11 protein-coding genes are annotated in these 15,753 nt (G+C 71.8%); 8 read left to right on the top strand and 3 right to left on the bottom strand.

Features of this window, described 5'->3' with window-relative positions; all coding sequences use genetic code 11:
• Positions 1–70: 70 nt before the first annotated feature.
• The gene (locus IF43_RS0118190) at positions 71–307 is read left to right on the top strand and encodes a winged helix-turn-helix domain-containing protein (RefSeq protein WP_030201421.1); all 237 of its coding nucleotides are present in this window, start codon (positions 71–73) and stop codon (positions 305–307) included.
• 215 nt (positions 308–522) lie between these two features.
• A complete protein-coding gene (locus IF43_RS0118185; RefSeq protein ID WP_030201417.1) occupies positions 523–1,179 on the top strand; it encodes a superoxide dismutase in 657 nt (218 codons plus the stop codon).
• Positions 1,180–1,311: 132 nt separating this feature from the next.
• Here IF43_RS0118185 and IF43_RS0118180 read toward each other — a convergent pair whose 3' ends face one another.
• On the bottom strand, positions 1,312–1,956 hold the full coding sequence (locus IF43_RS0118180) for a DsbA family protein (protein ID WP_030201413.1): 645 nt from the start codon (positions 1,954–1,956) through the stop codon (positions 1,312–1,314).
• Between the two features lie 145 nt (positions 1,957–2,101).
• On the opposite strand from IF43_RS0118180, the gene pepN (IF43_RS0118175) reads away from it, so the two are divergent.
• Together pepN (IF43_RS0118175) and IF43_RS0118170 are read left to right on the top strand one after the other, a co-directional pair.
• Positions 2,102–4,672, top strand: a complete 2,571-nt coding sequence (gene pepN / locus IF43_RS0118175; RefSeq protein ID WP_030201411.1) for an aminopeptidase N — start codon at positions 2,102–2,104, stop codon at positions 4,670–4,672.
• A gap of 221 nt (positions 4,673–4,893) precedes the next feature.
• On the top strand, positions 4,894–5,973 hold the full coding sequence (locus IF43_RS0118170; RefSeq protein WP_234332292.1) for a hypothetical protein: 1,080 nt from the start codon (positions 4,894–4,896) through the stop codon (positions 5,971–5,973).
• An 8-nt stretch (positions 5,974–5,981) separates the two neighbouring features.
• On the opposite strand, the gene IF43_RS0118165 is transcribed toward IF43_RS0118170, so the two are convergent.
• Together IF43_RS0118165 and IF43_RS0118160 are read right to left on the bottom strand one after the other, a co-directional pair.
• On the bottom strand, positions 5,982–6,923 hold the full coding sequence (locus IF43_RS0118165) for a pyridoxamine 5'-phosphate oxidase family protein (protein ID WP_051795595.1): 942 nt from the start codon (positions 6,921–6,923) through the stop codon (positions 5,982–5,984).
• A 41-nt stretch (positions 6,924–6,964) separates the two neighbouring features.
• On the bottom strand, positions 6,965–7,420 hold the full coding sequence (locus IF43_RS0118160) for a VOC family protein (protein WP_030201407.1): 456 nt from the start codon (positions 7,418–7,420) through the stop codon (positions 6,965–6,967).
• Positions 7,421–7,600: 180 nt separating this feature from the next.
• Between IF43_RS0118160 and IF43_RS0118155 the strand changes: the two genes are divergently transcribed.
• The 4 genes from IF43_RS0118155 (at position 7,601) to pepN (IF43_RS0118140) (ending at position 15,737) form a co-directional block, all read left to right on the top strand.
• A complete protein-coding gene (locus IF43_RS0118155; RefSeq protein ID WP_030201404.1) occupies positions 7,601–8,164 on the top strand; it encodes a CGNR zinc finger domain-containing protein in 564 nt (187 codons plus the stop codon).
• Between the two features lie 220 nt (positions 8,165–8,384).
• Positions 8,385–11,696 (top strand): S8 family serine peptidase, encoded by a 3,312-nt coding sequence (locus tag IF43_RS0118150; RefSeq protein ID WP_030201403.1) that lies wholly within the window; start codon positions 8,385–8,387, stop codon positions 11,694–11,696.
• A gap of 267 nt (positions 11,697–11,963) precedes the next feature.
• Positions 11,964–12,995: an aspartate-semialdehyde dehydrogenase gene (locus IF43_RS0118145; RefSeq protein ID WP_030201396.1), complete on the top strand. Its 1,032-nt coding sequence runs from the start codon at positions 11,964–11,966 to the stop codon at positions 12,993–12,995.
• A 147-nt stretch (positions 12,996–13,142) separates the two neighbouring features.
• A complete protein-coding gene (pepN, locus tag IF43_RS0118140; protein WP_030201395.1) occupies positions 13,143–15,737 on the top strand; it encodes an aminopeptidase N in 2,595 nt (864 codons plus the stop codon).
• Positions 15,738–15,753 lie beyond the last annotated feature (16 nt).

Below are 15,753 nucleotides of genomic sequence, written 5' to 3'. Positions count from 1 at the left end.
AGACGCGGTAGACAGCGGTTCGACGCGTTCGAACGATGCGCGACGCAGAGGGGCGCGGCACTGTGGTGGGATGAACCAAGGCCTCCCGCAGTACGAGTACGTCAAGCTGGCGGACGTGATCGCCGACGACATCACCTCCGGCAAGCTCGCACCCGGCGCGGCCCTGGCGGGCGAGCGCGCGATGACGCAGTTCTACGGCGTCAGCATCGGCACGGTCCGGCGCGCCGTCGCGCTGCTCCGCGAGCGCGGGCTGGTCGCCACCCTCCCGGCCAAGGGCACTTTCGTCATCGGCCCGCCGATCGAGTAGCCCTGCACGGAGAGCCACACACGGTGGCAGCCACCTTGCCCACCCCCGAAGGCCCCGGGCGCCCCGCGCCGGGGGCCTTCGTGCTGCCCGGGGACGCGGCGCGGCAGCCGCACTGAGGCATGCCTTGCATGATCAACGGAATAGATACTGCTAGCGTGCAGTTGCGCATTGATTGCAATAGCAGTGATCACGCACGCGAGGGGACCGAAACACGCATGGCCGTCTACACGCTTCCGGAACTGCCGTACGACTACGCGGCGCTGGAGCCGGTGATCAACCCGCAGATCATCGAGCTGCACCACGACAAGCACCACGCCGCGTACGTCAAGGGCGCCAACGACACCCTCGAGCAGCTCGCGGAGGCGCGCGACAAGGAGAACTGGGGAGCGCTGAACGGGCTGGAGAAGAACCTGGCCTTCCACCTCTCCGGCCACATCCTCCACAGCATCTACTGGCACAACATGGCGAGCCCGAAGACCGGCGAGGGCGGCGGCGAGCCGACCCACGCCGACGGCGTGGGCGAGCTGGCGGACGCGATCACCGAGTCGTTCGGCTCTTTCGCCGCCTTCAAGAAGCAGCTCACCTTCGCCTCCTCCATGACCCAGGGCTCCGGCTGGGGCGTGCTCGCGTACGAGCCCCTCAGCGGCCGCCTGGTCGTCGAGCAGGTCTACGACCACCAGGGCAACGTCGGCCAGGCGTCGGTTCCGGTGCTGGTCTTCGACGCCTGGGAGCACGCCTTCTACCTGCAGTACAAGAACCAGAAGGTGGACTTCATCGAGGCGATGTGGAACGTCGTCAACTGGCAGGACGTGGCCCGGCGCTACGCCGACGCCAAGGCCAAGACGCCGATCCTCGTCCCCGCCCAGGGCTGACGCGACGCCCCTGATCCCGTCCGCCTCGTGATCGTCTTCTCACCTTTCGCGCCGGCGGGCGAGCACAACGGAAGGCCCCCTGCGAGGACGTGACTCGCAGGGGGCCTTCCTGTACCGCGGGGACGGGCGCTCCTACTCGAAAGAGGGGCCGGCCGTCCGGGTCCGCTTGATCTCGTAGAAGCCGGGGGTCGAGGCCACCAGCAGGGTGCCGTCCCACAGCCGGGCCGCGTCCTCGCCCCGCGGGGTGGGGGTGACCACCGGGCCGAAGAAGGCCACGTCGGCGCCGTCGGCGCCGGGCACCGAGATCACCGGGGTGCCGACGTCCTCGCCGACGCGCGAGATGCCGTCCTTGTGCGAGGCGCGCAGCTCGACGTCGTAGTCCGAGGAGTCCGCGAAGTCGATCAGCTCGGCCGGCAGGCCGACCTCGGCCAGGGCCTCGGCGATCACCTCGGTGCTCACGCCCCGGCCGTCGTTGTGGATGCGGGTGCCGAGCGCGGTGTAGAGCTTGCCGGTCACCTCGTCACCGTGCTTCTGCTGGGCGGCGACGACCACCCGGACCGGGCCCCAGGCCGTGGCCATGAGCTCGCGGTAGTGCTCCGGCAGCTCGTCCAGCCGGTGCTCGTTCAGGACGGCGAGGCTCATCACGTGCCAGCGCACCTCGACGTCGCGGACCTTCTCGACCTCCAGCATCCAGCGGGACGTCATCCAGGCCCAGGGGCAGAGCGGGTCGAACCAGAAGTCGACCGCGGTCTTCTCGCCCACCTGGGTGTCGGGCATGTCTCTCCTTCATCGGTTCGCACGCGTACGCATGTCCGCGGCACGTCCGTCGGGAACGTGCCGTACCGGCCAACCGCCCCGACCCCCCGCGCATTCCCCGTGGGAGGATGCGCACGTCATGGCGATCACGCACGAAGGAGTGCACGTGCCCGGTGAGAATCTGTCCCGCGACGAGGCCCACGAGCGGGCCGAGCTGCTGTCCGTCGACGCGTACGAGGTCGAGCTCGACCTCCGCTCGGCGGTGGACGAGGCCGAACCGGAAGGCGGGCCGCGCACGTTCCGCTCCGTGACCACGGTCACGTTCCGCTCGCACCGCCCGGGCGCCACGACCTTCGCGGACCTCATCGCGCCCTCGGTGAACTCGGTCACCCTCAACGGCGAGGCCCTCGACCCGGCGGCCGTCTTCGACGGGGCGCGCATCGCACTCGCCGGCCTGGCCGCCGAGAACACCCTCGTGGTCGACGCGAACTGCGCCTACAGCCGCACCGGCGAGGGCATGCACCGCTTCGTCGACCCGGAGGACGGCGAGGTCTACCTCTACACGCAGTACGAGCCCGCCGACGCCCGCCGCGTGTACGCGAACTTCGAGCAGCCCGACCTCAAGGCCCCCTACCGCTTCCGGGTCACGGTGCCCGAGGGCTGGCAGGTGTGGGGCAACGGCGCAGAGGAGTCCCGCGAGGCCGTGGCGGACGGCGGCACCGCCGTCCGGTTCGCGGAGACCAAGCCGATCTCCACCTACATCACCTGCGTGGTGGCCGGCCCGTACCACTACGTGACGGACGTCTACCGGCGCGGGGACCTGGAGATCCCGCTGGGCGCGATGTGCCGCAAGGGCCTGGCCAAGCACTTCGACGCGGACGACGTCTTCCTCGTCACCAAGCAGGGCTTCGACTTCTTCCACGACAACTTCGACTTCCCCTACCCCTTCGGGAAGTACGACCAGGCCTTCGTGCCCGAGTACAACCTCGGCGCGATGGAGAACCCGGGCATGGTCACCTTCCGCGAGGAGTACATCTTCCGCGGCAAGGTCACCCGGGCGTCCTACGAGCGGCGCTGCAACACGATCCTGCACGAGATGGCCCACATGTGGTTCGGCGACCTCGTCACCATGAAGTGGTGGGACGACCTGTGGCTCAAGGAGTCCTTCGCCGACTTCATGGGCTCCTTCTCGCAGGTCGAGGCCACCCGCTTCGACCAGGCGTGGGTCACCTTCGCCAACAACCGCAAGGCCTGGGCCTACCGCGCCGACCAGCTGCCCTCCACGCACCCGGTCACGGCCGACATCCGCGACCTGGAGGACGCCAAGCTCAACTTCGACGGCATCACGTACGCCAAGGGCGCCGCGGTCCTCAAGCAGCTCGTGGCGTACGTCGGCCGGGACGCGTTCCTGGAGGGGGCGCGCCGCTACTTCAAGGCCAACGCGTACGGGAACACCACGCTGGACGACCTGCTGACGGTGCTCGGCGAGGTGTCCGGCCGCGACATGGCCGGCTGGTCGCGGTCCTGGCTGCAGACCGCCGGGGTCAACGCGCTGACGCCGGAGGTCGCGTACGACGCCGAGGGCCGGATCGCCGAGCTCGCGGTCGTCCAGGACGGCGACGAGCTGCGCCCGCACCGGGTGGGCGTGGGCCTCTACCGGGCGGAGGCCGGCGCGCTGGTCCGGTACGCGCGGGCCGAGGTCGACGTGGCCGGTACGCGCACGGTGGTCGCCGAACTGGCCGGCGCCGAGCGGCCCGACCTGGTCCTGGTCAACGACGAGGACCTGACCTACTGCAAGATCCGCTTCGACGAGGGCTCGCTGGCCACCCTGCGCAAGCACCTCGGTGACATCACCGACCCGCTGGCGCGCGCCCTGTGCTGGTCGGCGCTGTGGAACCTGACGCGGGACGGCCTGCTGCCGGCGCGCGACTTCGTCTCGCTGGTGCTCGCCTTCGCCGGCCGCGAGAGCGATGTCGGCGTCCTGCAGATGCTGCACGCCCAGGCCCGTACCGCCGTCACCCACTACGCGGCCCCGGCCTGGCGCGAGCAGGGCGGCCGGGAGCTGGCGGCGGGCGCGCTGCACGAGCTGCGGCTGGCCGAGCCGGGTTCCGAGCACCAGCTGCTGTGGGCGCGGTTCTTCGCCGCGACCGCGACGACCGAGGCGGACCACGTCCTGCTGGAGGGGCTGCTGGACGGTACGGCCCGCATCGACGGCCTCGACGTGGACCAGGAGCTGCGCTGGGACCTGCTGGAGCCGCTGGCCGCGGCCGGCCGGGCCGACGAGGGGCGGATCGGGGCGGAGCTCGCCCGGGACGACACCGCCTCGGGCAAGCGGCACTCGGTGCGCTGCCTGGCGGCGCGGCCCTCGGCGGCGGTCAAGGCGCAGGCCTGGGCTGCCGTGGTGGAGTCGGACGCGCTGTCCAACGCGCTGGCGGAGGCCACCATCGCGGGCTTCCAGCAGCCCTCCCAGCGGGCGCTGACGGCTCCGTACGCGCCGAAGTACTTCGAGGCCATCGCGCGGGTGTGGGCCGAGCGGTCGATCCAGATCGGCATGGACGTGGTGCGCGGTCTGTACCCCGCGCTGCAGGACTCCCCCGCGACCCTGGAGGCCACCGACGCATGGCTGGCCGCGCACGCCGACGCGGCTCCGGCGCTGCGCCGGCTGGTGCTGGAGGCCCGTGACGACCTGGCCCGCGCCCTGCGGGCCCAGGAGCGGGACGCGCTGGCCGCGGTCTGAGCCGTCGCGACGACGCCGACGGGGCCGGGAGACCGGCTCCGTCGGCGTTTCGCGTTTTCGCGCTCATCCGGACGGCGGCACGGTCGCGTACCGGGTTCACCCGGACGGCCGCACGGGCCTCGGCACTCGAACGCGCGTACTTTAGTGCAGGGTTGTCCGCATTTGTCGACGGGACTGTAACAACGGTTAAGAGCCGGCCCCGGTGCGGGAATCTCGGCAGCATGAACCACAACTCCCCCACGTACGGCGGCCAGACCCCCTCCCCCGTCTCGCCCGCCTCCCCCACCTCCCCCGCCGCTCCCGTCTCCCCGCGCCCGCTGCAGCACCTGTCGGGCGCACAGCGCCGGGTGCTCAGCGTCGCCCAGCTGCGCGAGCACGGGGTGACCCCGGCCGCCACCGCCGAGCGGTGCCGGCCGGGCGGGCCGTGGCAGCAGGTCCTGCCGGGGGTGTTCCTGCTCCACCCGGGCCCGGCCACCAGCGAGGAGCGGCTGCACGCCGCGCTGCTGTACGCCGGCCGGCCCGCGAGCGGGGTGCTCCCCCAGCAGAAGGGCTTCGGCGACGCCATGGTCACCGGCCTGGCCGCGCTGGCGCTGTACGGGTTCACCTCCGCGCCGCCGCTGCTCGCCCTGGAGCACGTCGACATCGTCGTGCCGAGCACGCGCCGGCTGCGCTCCACCGGCTTCGTGCGCCTGGTGCGCGCCCACACCCCGCCGCTGCCGCAGGAGGTGACCGGGGTGCCGGTGGCGCCCGTGGCGCGGGCGCTCGCGGACGCGGTGGCGCAGCTGTCGGACGCGGCCACCGTGCGCCGGCTGCTCACGGAGGCGGTGCGCGGCGGGCACTGCGAAGCGGCGGCGGCGGTGCGGGAGCTGACCGTGGCCCGGCTGCTGAACCGGCCGCACGTGGTGGACGCGGTGGACTCGCTGCTCGCGGAGGGCCGGGCGATCGCCGAGGACCGGCTCTACCGGCTGATCCGGGAGTACGGGCTGCCGGACCCGGTGTGGAACGTGGACCTGCGGCTGCCGGGCGGCCCGCACCTGGGCGGGGTCGACGCGTACTGGCCGGACCACGCGGTGGCGCTGGAGCTGGACACCCGTGCCCCGCGGCAGGGCGAGGACGAGGCGGAGTGGTCGGAGTACGCCCGCAAGCGCGAGCACCTGGAGCGGCTGGGCCTGACCGTCCTCTACATCACTCCGCGCAAGCTGCGGGACTTCCCCGACCAGCAGGCCACGGTCGTCCGGACCGCGCTGACCGCGTCCGGGGACCGCGAGCCCGCCGCCTACGTGGTGGTCCTGCCCCGGTGAGGCGGCCGTCAGGCCTCGACGGGCGCGACCGGGGGGTCCGCGTCGGGGTCGGCGGGAGGGCCGACCGGGGGGTTCGCCGGGGAGTACTCCGGGGTGCTCCAGCGGAGGCGGCCCGGGTGCTCGGCCTCGAGGACCCCTTCGACGGTGAAGCGGGTGGTGCGGGTGCCGTCGGCGCGGAACTCGACCCGGGCCCGCCCGGTGAGCTGGAGGGTCCGGCCGCTCTCCCAGTGCGGGAAGAGCAGCCCGGCGCGCGGGTCCTCGGCCAGGTTGCCGAGCGTCAGGAACATGGCGTTGCCCGGGTAGTCCGGCCAGGCCAGCTCGGTGGGCGAGAGGACCTCGACGAAACCGGGGTGGCCGCCCCGGTGACTGGCGTCGACCCCGCCGCCGGCCGTGGTGGCGACGAAGAAGGTGTCGGCGGCGCGGACGGTGCGCACCTGGTCGGGGTCGAGCGCCCCGCCGCGCCGCACCACACCGGCCCCTTCCCACTCGACGGCGAGCGGCTGCCGCTTCTGCAGGTACTTGGGGCAGTTGGAGAAGACCCGTTCGGCGTCGACCGCGAAACCGGCGGCGGTCGGCCGGGCGGTGCCGTTCAACCGCATCCGGCGCCGGGTGCGCGGGTCGAGGGCGATGGTGCCGACGGGGGTGTCGGGGGCGTCGGCCAGGACCCCGGCGAGCGGGTCGCCCGCCGGGAGCCCGCCGGTGACCGTGATCCGGTCGGGTCCGGTGGCCCGTACGAACCCGGGGGCGCCGGTCAGCAGCGAGGCCCACAGGCGGCCGTCGTCGGCGGCGGCTCCGACGACCAGCGTCGGCTGCCGGCCGAGGAAGGCGGCGGCCACGTCACGGATGCCGGGGCCGATGCTGCGCCCCACGTGGTCGGCCGTGTCCCGGACGCCGACCCGGTCCTGCACGGCCCGGGAGCCGGGGTGGTACGGGCTGCTGGTCATGGCCATGGCCGCCGCCTTCCTTTCCAGAGGGGTCCGCAGGTCGGGTTCTAGAAGAATCCGCAGGTCGGGGCGCCCGCGGTGGGGGTGGGAGCGCCCTCGGCTCCGGTCGGGACGGAGATCTCCAGCCGGGTGCCGTCCGGGTCGTGGAAGAAGATCCCGCCGGAGGCCGAGCCCTCGCGGTGCGCGACCACGCCCTCGTACGCGAAGTCCACGTCCGCGGCGCGCAGCCGGGCCTCGAAGTCCCGGACCTCCTCGATGGAGGCGGCCGAGAAGGCCAGGTGGTGCAGGCCCGCGGAGCCGGCCGCGTACCCGCCCTCGGCCTGTTCCCACAGGGTCAGCACGAGCTCGCCGCCCTGCCCGAGGAAGGCGAAGCGGCGCCCCTCCTCCTTGCCCTCGCCCAGCAGCTCGAAGCCGAGCGCGTCGCGGTAGAAGCCGAGCGAGCGCCCCAGCTCGGTGACGTTCAGGCCGATGTGGCCGGTGCTCAGAGTGCCGACAGCCGTCACGGCTGCCCCCTTTCCCGTTGCTCTTCGCGTGCGGCGGATCGTCACGCGTGATGCGTGACGCGTGATGCGTCCGAGGACGCCCGCCGCGCCTTGGTCTAACCTTTCAATTAGAGCTTAGAGGTTAGAGATCGCGGGCGCAACCACTCACGTACTCTTGAGCGGTTACGAAAGGAGGCCGGGGTGGCCACGACGACGGACCCGCGCCCGCTGACCGGGGAGCCGATCGCGCTCGACCTGCTGAACACGCGGTGGATGCGGGACGGCGAGCTGCAGGACCTCTTCGCGGGGGCGGCCGGCCTGACCCGGATGGAGGGCCTCGCACTCTGGCTGGACTCGGCCGGCCTGGCGGACCGGTTCCGCGCCGACGCCCCGACGCTGATCCACCTGCTGACCGCCCGCGAGGCGCTGGCCCGGGCCGTCGCGGACCCCGCCGACCCGGCCGCCCTGGCCCTCCTCGACGCGGTGCTCGACCATGGCCGGATCCGGCTGCGGGTGGGGGCGGAGGGCGCCGCCGAGGAGCCCGAGTTCGGCGACCGCGCGTGGGGGCCGGCGTGGACCGCGGCCCGGAACCTTCTGGACCTTCTGGACAAGGGGCCGGACCGGATCCGCAAGTGCGCCTCGGGCACGTGCGTGCTGCACTTCTTCGACACCTCGCGCAACGGCACCCGACGCTGGTGCTCGATGGCTGCCTGCGGAAACCGCGCCAAGGCGGCCCGCCACTACGCTCGCGGGCGCGACCATTAGCCCGTAGACAAGTCGACATTCCAGGCCCCTCAAGGACCTTCGGATCGACCGGATTTCATCCGGTTCGGTCCCGCTGACGCATCCGACCCCGTGGCGGGTCTCCGCCATGACGGGCACGCGTCAATAACAACCCTCCCCAAACGGCTGTCCCTTGCGCAAAGCTGACCGGTCATCCGGCACCGAAATCCGGACCGTTTCTTTCACTTACGCAGGGATGCTGATGACCCTCGAATCCCCCAGCTCCATATCCGGGGCCAGACGCGCCGCGCGCATCGCGGCGGCTGCGGGCCTGGTGGCCGCGCTCGCGACCGCGGGCCCCGTGCCCGCGCTCGCGGCGGTGGGTGCTGCCGACCCCGGCACAGCCCCCGTCAAGTCCGCCGAGGACAAGCTCGGTTCGGCCGACGTCCAGCTCCTCGAGCAGGCCGAGGCCAAGGGCGACAAGACCGTCACCGTCATGGTGGCCACCGCTCCCGGTGCCACCGAGCAGGTGGCCGGCCAGCTCGACGCCGTTCAGGGCGCGTCGGTCGGCCGTACGGACGACAAGCTCGGCTACGTCCGCGCCACGCTCCCCACCGGCAAGGCCGAGGCGGCCCTCAAGGCCGCCGCCAAGCTCTCCTCCGTCCAGGGCATCGACCTGAAGCAGGAGATCAAGCTCGACGACCCGACCCCGGCGGGCGACCGTGCGAAGGGGGCCGCTGGTGCGACCAGCGGCAGCTACCCGGCGCCCGGCAAGGACACCCCGGCGAAGAACCCGTACAACCCCTCGTTCGAGACGGGCGCGGTCAAGTTCGTCCAGGAGCACCCCGAGGCCGACGGCCGCGGCGTGACCATCGGCGTCCTGGACTCCGGCGTGGACCTCGGCCACCCGGCCCTGCAGAAGACCACCACCGGCGAGCGCAAGATCGTCGACTGGGTCACGGCGACCGACCCGCTGACCGACGCCGACGGCACGTGGCGCGCCCAGATCACCCCCGTCTCGGGCGCGCAGTTCACCGCCGGCGGTCAGAGCTGGAAGGCCCCGGAGGGCTCGTACCAGTGGAGCCGCTTCTCGGAGTCGGTCACCGCGACCGGTGACGAGGCGGGCGACGTCAACCGCGACGGCGACACCACCGACCGGTTCGGCATGCTGTACGACCCGGCCGCCGGCACCGTCCGCGTCGACACCGACCAGGACGGCGACTTCACGAACAACGAGCCGATGAAGCCGTACAAGGACGGCTACCAGGTCGGCTACTTCGGTACGGACAACCCCGCCACCGACGTCGCCGAGCGCATCCCGTTCGTGGTCGAGATCCGCAAGGACGTCCCGATGGACCCGCTGGGCGGGACCTGGGTCGGCAAGAAGGCGGACTTCGTCAACATCGGCATCATCGAGTCCGAGCACGGCACCCACGTCGCGGGCATCACCGCGGCCAACGGCCTGTTCGGCGGCAACATGAACGGCGCCGCCCCCGGCGCCAAGATCGTCTCCTCGCGCGCCTGCTCCTGGAGCGGCGGCTGCACCAACGTCGCGCTGACCGAGGGCATGATCGACCTCGTCGTCAACCGCGGCGTGGACATCGTCAACATGTCCATCGGCGGCCTGCCGGCGCTCAACGACGGCAACAACGCGCGCGCCGAGCTCTACAAGCGCCTGATCGACACCTACGGCGTCCAGCTCGTCATCTCCGCGGGCAACTCCGGCCCCGGCATCAACACCATCGGCGACCCCGGCCTGGCGGACAAGGTCATCTCCGTCGGCGCCGCGGTCTCCAAGGAGACCTGGGCCGCCAACTACGGCTCGATCGTGGACAAGAAGTACGCGATGTTCCCGTTCTCCTCGCGCGGTCCGCGTGAGGACGGCGGCTTCACGCCCACGATCTCGGCCCCCGGTGCCGCGATCAACTCCGTCCAGACCTGGCTGCCGGGCTCCCCGGTCGCCGAGGCGGGCTACCCCCTCCCGGCCGGCTACGCGATGCTCCAGGGCACCTCGATGGCCTCGCCGCAGGCCGCCGGCGCCTCGGCGCTGCTGATCTCGGCCGCGAAGAAGGAGGGCATCGCCCTCACCCCGGCCACCCTGCGCACCGCGCTGACCAGCACCGCGAACAAGATCGACGGTGTCCAGGCGCACGAGCAGGGCGCGGGCCTGATGGACATCGTCGGCGCGTGGGAGTCCATCCAGCGCGGCGCGAACGCCTGGGACTACACCGTGAAGGCGCCGGTCGACACCGCTCTCGACCAGTTCCTGAAGGAGCCGGGCTTCGGCACCGGCCTGTACGACCGCGAGGGCGGCCTGAAGGCGGGCAAGAAGAAGACGTACAACGTCACCATCACCCGCACCACGGGCCCGAAGTGGGGCGTGCGCCACGACCTGAAGTGGAAGTACAACGACGGCACCTTCAAGGCGCTGACGGAGTACGACTACATCACCCTGCCGCTGAACAAGCCGGTCACCGTCAAGGTGCAGGCCGCCCCGAAGACCGCGGGCGTGCACAGCGCGATCCTGGAGCTGGACGACGAGTCCACCGAGGGCGTCGACAAGCAGATCCTCTCGACCGTCGTGGTCGCCAACGACCTGGTGAAGCCGGCCTTCGGCCTGTCCTCCACCTCGTCGGTCCAGCGCAACAGCCACAAGACGTACTTCGTCACGGTCCCGCAGGGCGCGAAGAGCCTCGAGGTGGCCCTGGGCGGCCTCGCCGCGGGCAGCCAGACCCGCTTCATCGCGATCCACCCGTACGGCACGCCGGTCGACCCCACCGCGACGATCAACTGCTACCCGAACTACAACAACCCGGCCAACACCTGCCGCCCCGACCTGCGCTCGTACGCGAACCCGCAGCCGGGCGTCTGGGAGATCGAGGTCGAGGCCCGTCGCACGTCGCCGCTGCTGGACAACCCGTTCAAGCTGGACGCCACCGTGCTCGGCGCGGCGTTCGACCCGGCCGTCAAGGTCCTGCCCGAGGTCAAGGCCGGTGTCCCGGCCGACGTCTCCTGGACCCTGAAGAACGACTTCGCGGCCATCGCGGGCGGCAAGCTCAAGGGCGGCTCGCTCGGCTCGGCGAAGGTGGCCAAGCCCACCATCAACGAGGGTGACACCCAGACCACCGAGGTCGTCCTCGGCGCCGGTGTGGAGCGCCTCGACGTGGCCATCGGCAACGTCTCGGACGCCGCGGCCGACCTCGACCTCGAGGTCTACCGCGACGGCGTGAAGGTCGGCTCCTCCGCGGACGGCGACTCCGAGGAGGCCGTGTCCCTGGTCAACCCGGCCGCGGGTACCTACCAGATCAAGGTCATCGGGTACGCGGTCGGCGCCGCCGGCACCACGTACGACTACCGTGACGTGTACTACTCGAACGGCCTCGGCTCGGTCACGGTCGACGACGCCGCCACGGTCGACCTCGCCAACGGCGCCTCGGCCTCCGTCGGCGCCAAGGTCGTCGTGAACGGCCCGGCCCCCGAGGGCCGGCAGTTCTTCGGCCAGGTCCAGCTGCTGAACGGCCGCGGCACCGCCGCCGGCCTGGGCAGCGTCCAGATCGACAGCGTCACCCCGTAACACCCCGCACGACCCCGTGGGGGCGGTGCTCGTCATGAGCGCCGCCCCCACGGGCGTTCCCGGGTACCGGGAGTTCCCGGGTGCCGGGACGGCGCGTTCCGGGCGCCCGCGACGGGCCGGCCGCGCGTCCACCGCGCCCGCCCAAGATCCGCGGTCCGTACTGCGGACAATGGATTGGACAAGCGGCCCCGGGTCGCACGCATGATGGAGCAGGCCGGCAGCACACAGAGCGGCGGTCAGCGCCACAGAGCACGTGAGGGAGTCACCGTGAGGGTCGGAATCGTCGGAGCCACCGGTCAGGTCGGCGGAGTCATGCGCAAGATCCTCGCGGAGCGGAAGTTCCCGGTGGACGAGCTGCGCCTGTTCGCCTCGGCCCGGTCCGCGGGCTCGACCCTCGAGTGGGAGGGCCGCGAGATCACCGTCGAGGACGCCTCCACGGCCGACTACTCCGGCCTGGACATCGTGCTCTTCTCCGCCGGTGGCGCCACCTCCAAGGCCCTCGCGGAGAAGGTCGCCGCCCAGGGCGCCGTCGTGATCGACAACTCCTCCGCCTGGCGCAAGGACCCCGAGGTCCCGCTGGTGGTCTCCGAGGTCAACCCGCACGCGATCAAGGACCGCCCCAAGGGCATCATCGCCAACCCGAACTGCACCACCATGGCCGCCATGCCGGTGCTGCGCCCCCTCCACGAGGAGGCCGGCCTCACCGCGCTGGTCGCCACCACCTACCAGGCCGTCTCCGGCTCGGGCGTGGCCGGCGTCGCCGAGCTGAAGACCCAGGCCTGCGCGGTGGCCGAGGCGGCCGACCAGCTGGCCTACGACGGCGAGGCCGTGGAGTTCCCGGAGCCCGCGGTCTACAAGCGCCCCATCGCCTACAACGTGGTGCCGCTGGCCGGGAACCTGGTCGACGACGGCACCTTCGAGACCGACGAGGAGCAGAAGCTCCGCAACGAGTCCCGCAAGATCCTCGGCATCCCGGAGCTCAAGGTCTCCGGCACCTGCGTGCGCGTCCCGGTCTTCTCCGGCCACTCGCTCCAGGTCAACGCCCGCTTCACCCGCCCGATCAGCGTCGAGCGCGCCTACGAGCTGCTCAAGGACGCCCCCGGCGTCGAGCTCTCCGAGATCCCGACCCCGCTCCAGGCGGCCGGCAAGGACGCCTCGTACGTCGGCCGCATCCGCGCGGACGAGACCGTCGAGCACGGCCTCGCGCTCTTCCTCTCCAACGACAACCTGCGCAAGGGCGCGGCGCTGAACGCCGTGCAGATCGCCGAGCTGGTGGCGGAAGAGCTGCGCCGGGCCTGATCCGCGACCGATCTTCCGGGAAGGCACCGACACCCCCGGAAGATCTGCGGAAACCACGCGAAAGGGGCGGACACCCTATTGGGTGCCCGCCCCTCGGCATGGCGTGCAAGGATGGCCGCGACCGTCACCATCGAAGGAGATGAACGCGTGCCTGGCACGAACCTGACCCGTGAAGAGGCGCAGCAGCGGGCGAAGCTGCTCACCGTCGACTCGTACGAGATCGATCTCGACCTGAGCGGCGCGCAGGAGGGCGGCACCTACCGGTCCGCGACCACCGTGCGCTTCTCCTCCGCCGAGGCCGGTGCCACGACCTTCATCGATCTGGTCGCGCCGGCCGTGCACGAGGTCGTGCTCAACGGCCGCTCCCTCGACGTGGCCGCGGTCTTCCGCGACTCCCGCATCGAGCTGCCCGGCCTGGCCGCCGGGGCGAACGAGCTGACGGTCGTCGCGGACTGCGCGTACACCAACACGGGCGAGGGCCTGCACCGCTTCGTCGACCCGGTCGACCAGCAGGCCTACCTGTACACGCAGTTCGAGGTGCCGGACGCGCGGCGCGTGTTCGCGTCCTTCGAGCAGCCCGACCTGAAGGCCACCTTCCAGTTCACCGTCAAGGCCCCGGAGGGCTGGACGGTCATCTCGAACTCGCCGACCCCCGACGTGCCCGCGGACCAGGTCTGGCGCTTCGAGCCGACCCCGCGCATCTCGACGTACATCACCGCGCTGATCGTCGGCCCGTACCACGCGGTGCACAGCGCGTACGAGGGCCCGGACGGGCAGCACGTGCCGCTGGGCATCTACTGCCGTCCGTCGCTGGCGGAGTTCCTCGACTCGGACGCGATCTTCGAGGTCACGCGGCAGGGCTTCGACTGGTTCCAGGAGAAGTTCGCGTACGACTACCCGTTCGCGAAGTACGACCAGCTCTTCGTGCCCGAGTTCAACGCGGGCGCGATGGAGAACGCGGGCGCGGTGACCATCCGCGACCAGTACGTCTTCCGCTCGAAGGTCACCGACGCCGCGTACGAGGTGCGGGCCGAGACGATCCTCCACGAGCTGGCCCACATGTGGTTCGGCGACCTGGTCACCATGGAGTGGTGGAACGACCTGTGGCTGAACGAGTCGTTCGCCACCTACACGTCGATCGCCTGCCAGGCGTACGCCCCGGACTCGAAGTGGCCGCACGCCTGGACGACGTTCGCCAACTCCATGAAGACCTGGGCGTACCGGCAGGACCAGCTGCCCTCCACGCACCCGATCATGGCGGACATCCGCGACCTGGACGACGTCCTGGTCAACTTCGACGGCATCACGTACGCCAAGGGCGCCTCGGTGCTCAAGCAGCTCGTCGCGTACGTCGGCCAGGAGGAGTTCTTCACGGGCGTCCAGGCCTACTTCAAGGCCCACGCCTTCGGCAACACCCGCCTGTCCGACCTGCTGGGCGCGCTGGAGGAGACCTCCGGCCGTGACCTGTCGACCTGGTCGAAGGCGTGGCTGGAGACGGCCGGCATCAACATCCTGCGCCCGGAGGTCGAGACCGACGCGCAGGGCGTGATCACCTCCTTCAAGGTCCGCCAGGAGGCCCCGGCGCTTCCCGCCGGCGCCAAGGGCGAGCCGGTGCTGCGGCCGCACCGCATCGCGATCGGCTTCTACGGCCTCGACGACGCCAGCGGCAAGCTGCTGCGCGAGCGCCGGCTGGAGCTGGACATCGCCGCGGCCGAGCTGACGGACGTCCCGGAGCTGGTGGGCCACCGCCGCCCGGACGTGGTGCTGCTCAACGACGACGACCTGTCGTACGCGAAGGTCCGCCTGGACGAGGCGTCGCTCGCCAAGGTCACCGCCCACCTGGGCGACTTCGAGGCCTCGCTGCCGCGCGCGCTGTGCTGGGCCTCGGCCTGGGACATGACCCGCGACGGCGAGCTGGCCGCCCGCGACTACCTGCAGCTGGTGCTGTCGGGCATCGCGAAGGAGACCGACATCGGCGTGGTGCAGTCGCTGCACCGCCAGGTCAAGCTGGCGATCGACCTGTACGCGGACCCGGCCTGGCGCGAGACGGGCCTGGCCCTGTGGACGGAGGCGACGCTGGAGCACCTGCGCGCCGCGGCCCCGGGCAGCGACCACCAGCTGGCCTGGGCGCGCGCCTTCGCGGCCACCGCCCGTACGGACGCCCAGCTGGAGCTGCTGGACGGGCTGCTGTCCGGCACCGAGACGATCGAGGGCCTGGTCGTCGACACCGAGCTGCGCTGGGCCTTCCTGGAGCGGCTGGCGGCCACCGGCCGGGCGGACGAGAAGGAGATCGCGGCGGAGCTGGAGCGGGACAACACGGCGGCGGGCCAGCGGCACGCGGCCACCGCCCGCGCCGCGCGTCCGACGGCGACCGCCAAGGCCGAGGCGTGGGCGTCGGTGGTGGAGTCCGCCGACCTGCCGAACGCCGTGCAGGAGGCCGTGATCGGCGGTTTCGTGCAGAGCGACCAGCGGGAGCTGCTCGCGCCGTACGCCGAGAAGTACTTCGCCGTGGTCAAGGGCATCTGGGACAGCCGCAGCCACGAGATCGCGCAGCAGATCGCGGTGGGACTGTACCCGTCGCTGGCGGTCTCGCAGGCCACGCTGGACGCGACGGACAGCTGGCTGGACTCGGCCGAGCCGAACGCGGCCCTGCGCCGACTGGTCTCGGAGTCCCGCTCGGGCGTCGAGCGCGCCCTGAAGGCCCAGTCCGCGGACGCTGCCGCGGCTGCCGCCGCGTCCTGACCCCGGTCGGGCAGAC

Origin of the sequence: Streptomyces sp. NRRL S-87 (assembly GCF_000719335.1) — a bacterium.
GTDB lineage: Bacteria > Actinomycetota > Actinomycetes > Streptomycetales > Streptomycetaceae > Streptomyces.
Note: the sequence above shows the minus strand (reverse complement) of the source record. Positions and strands in the feature narration are given on the sequence as shown.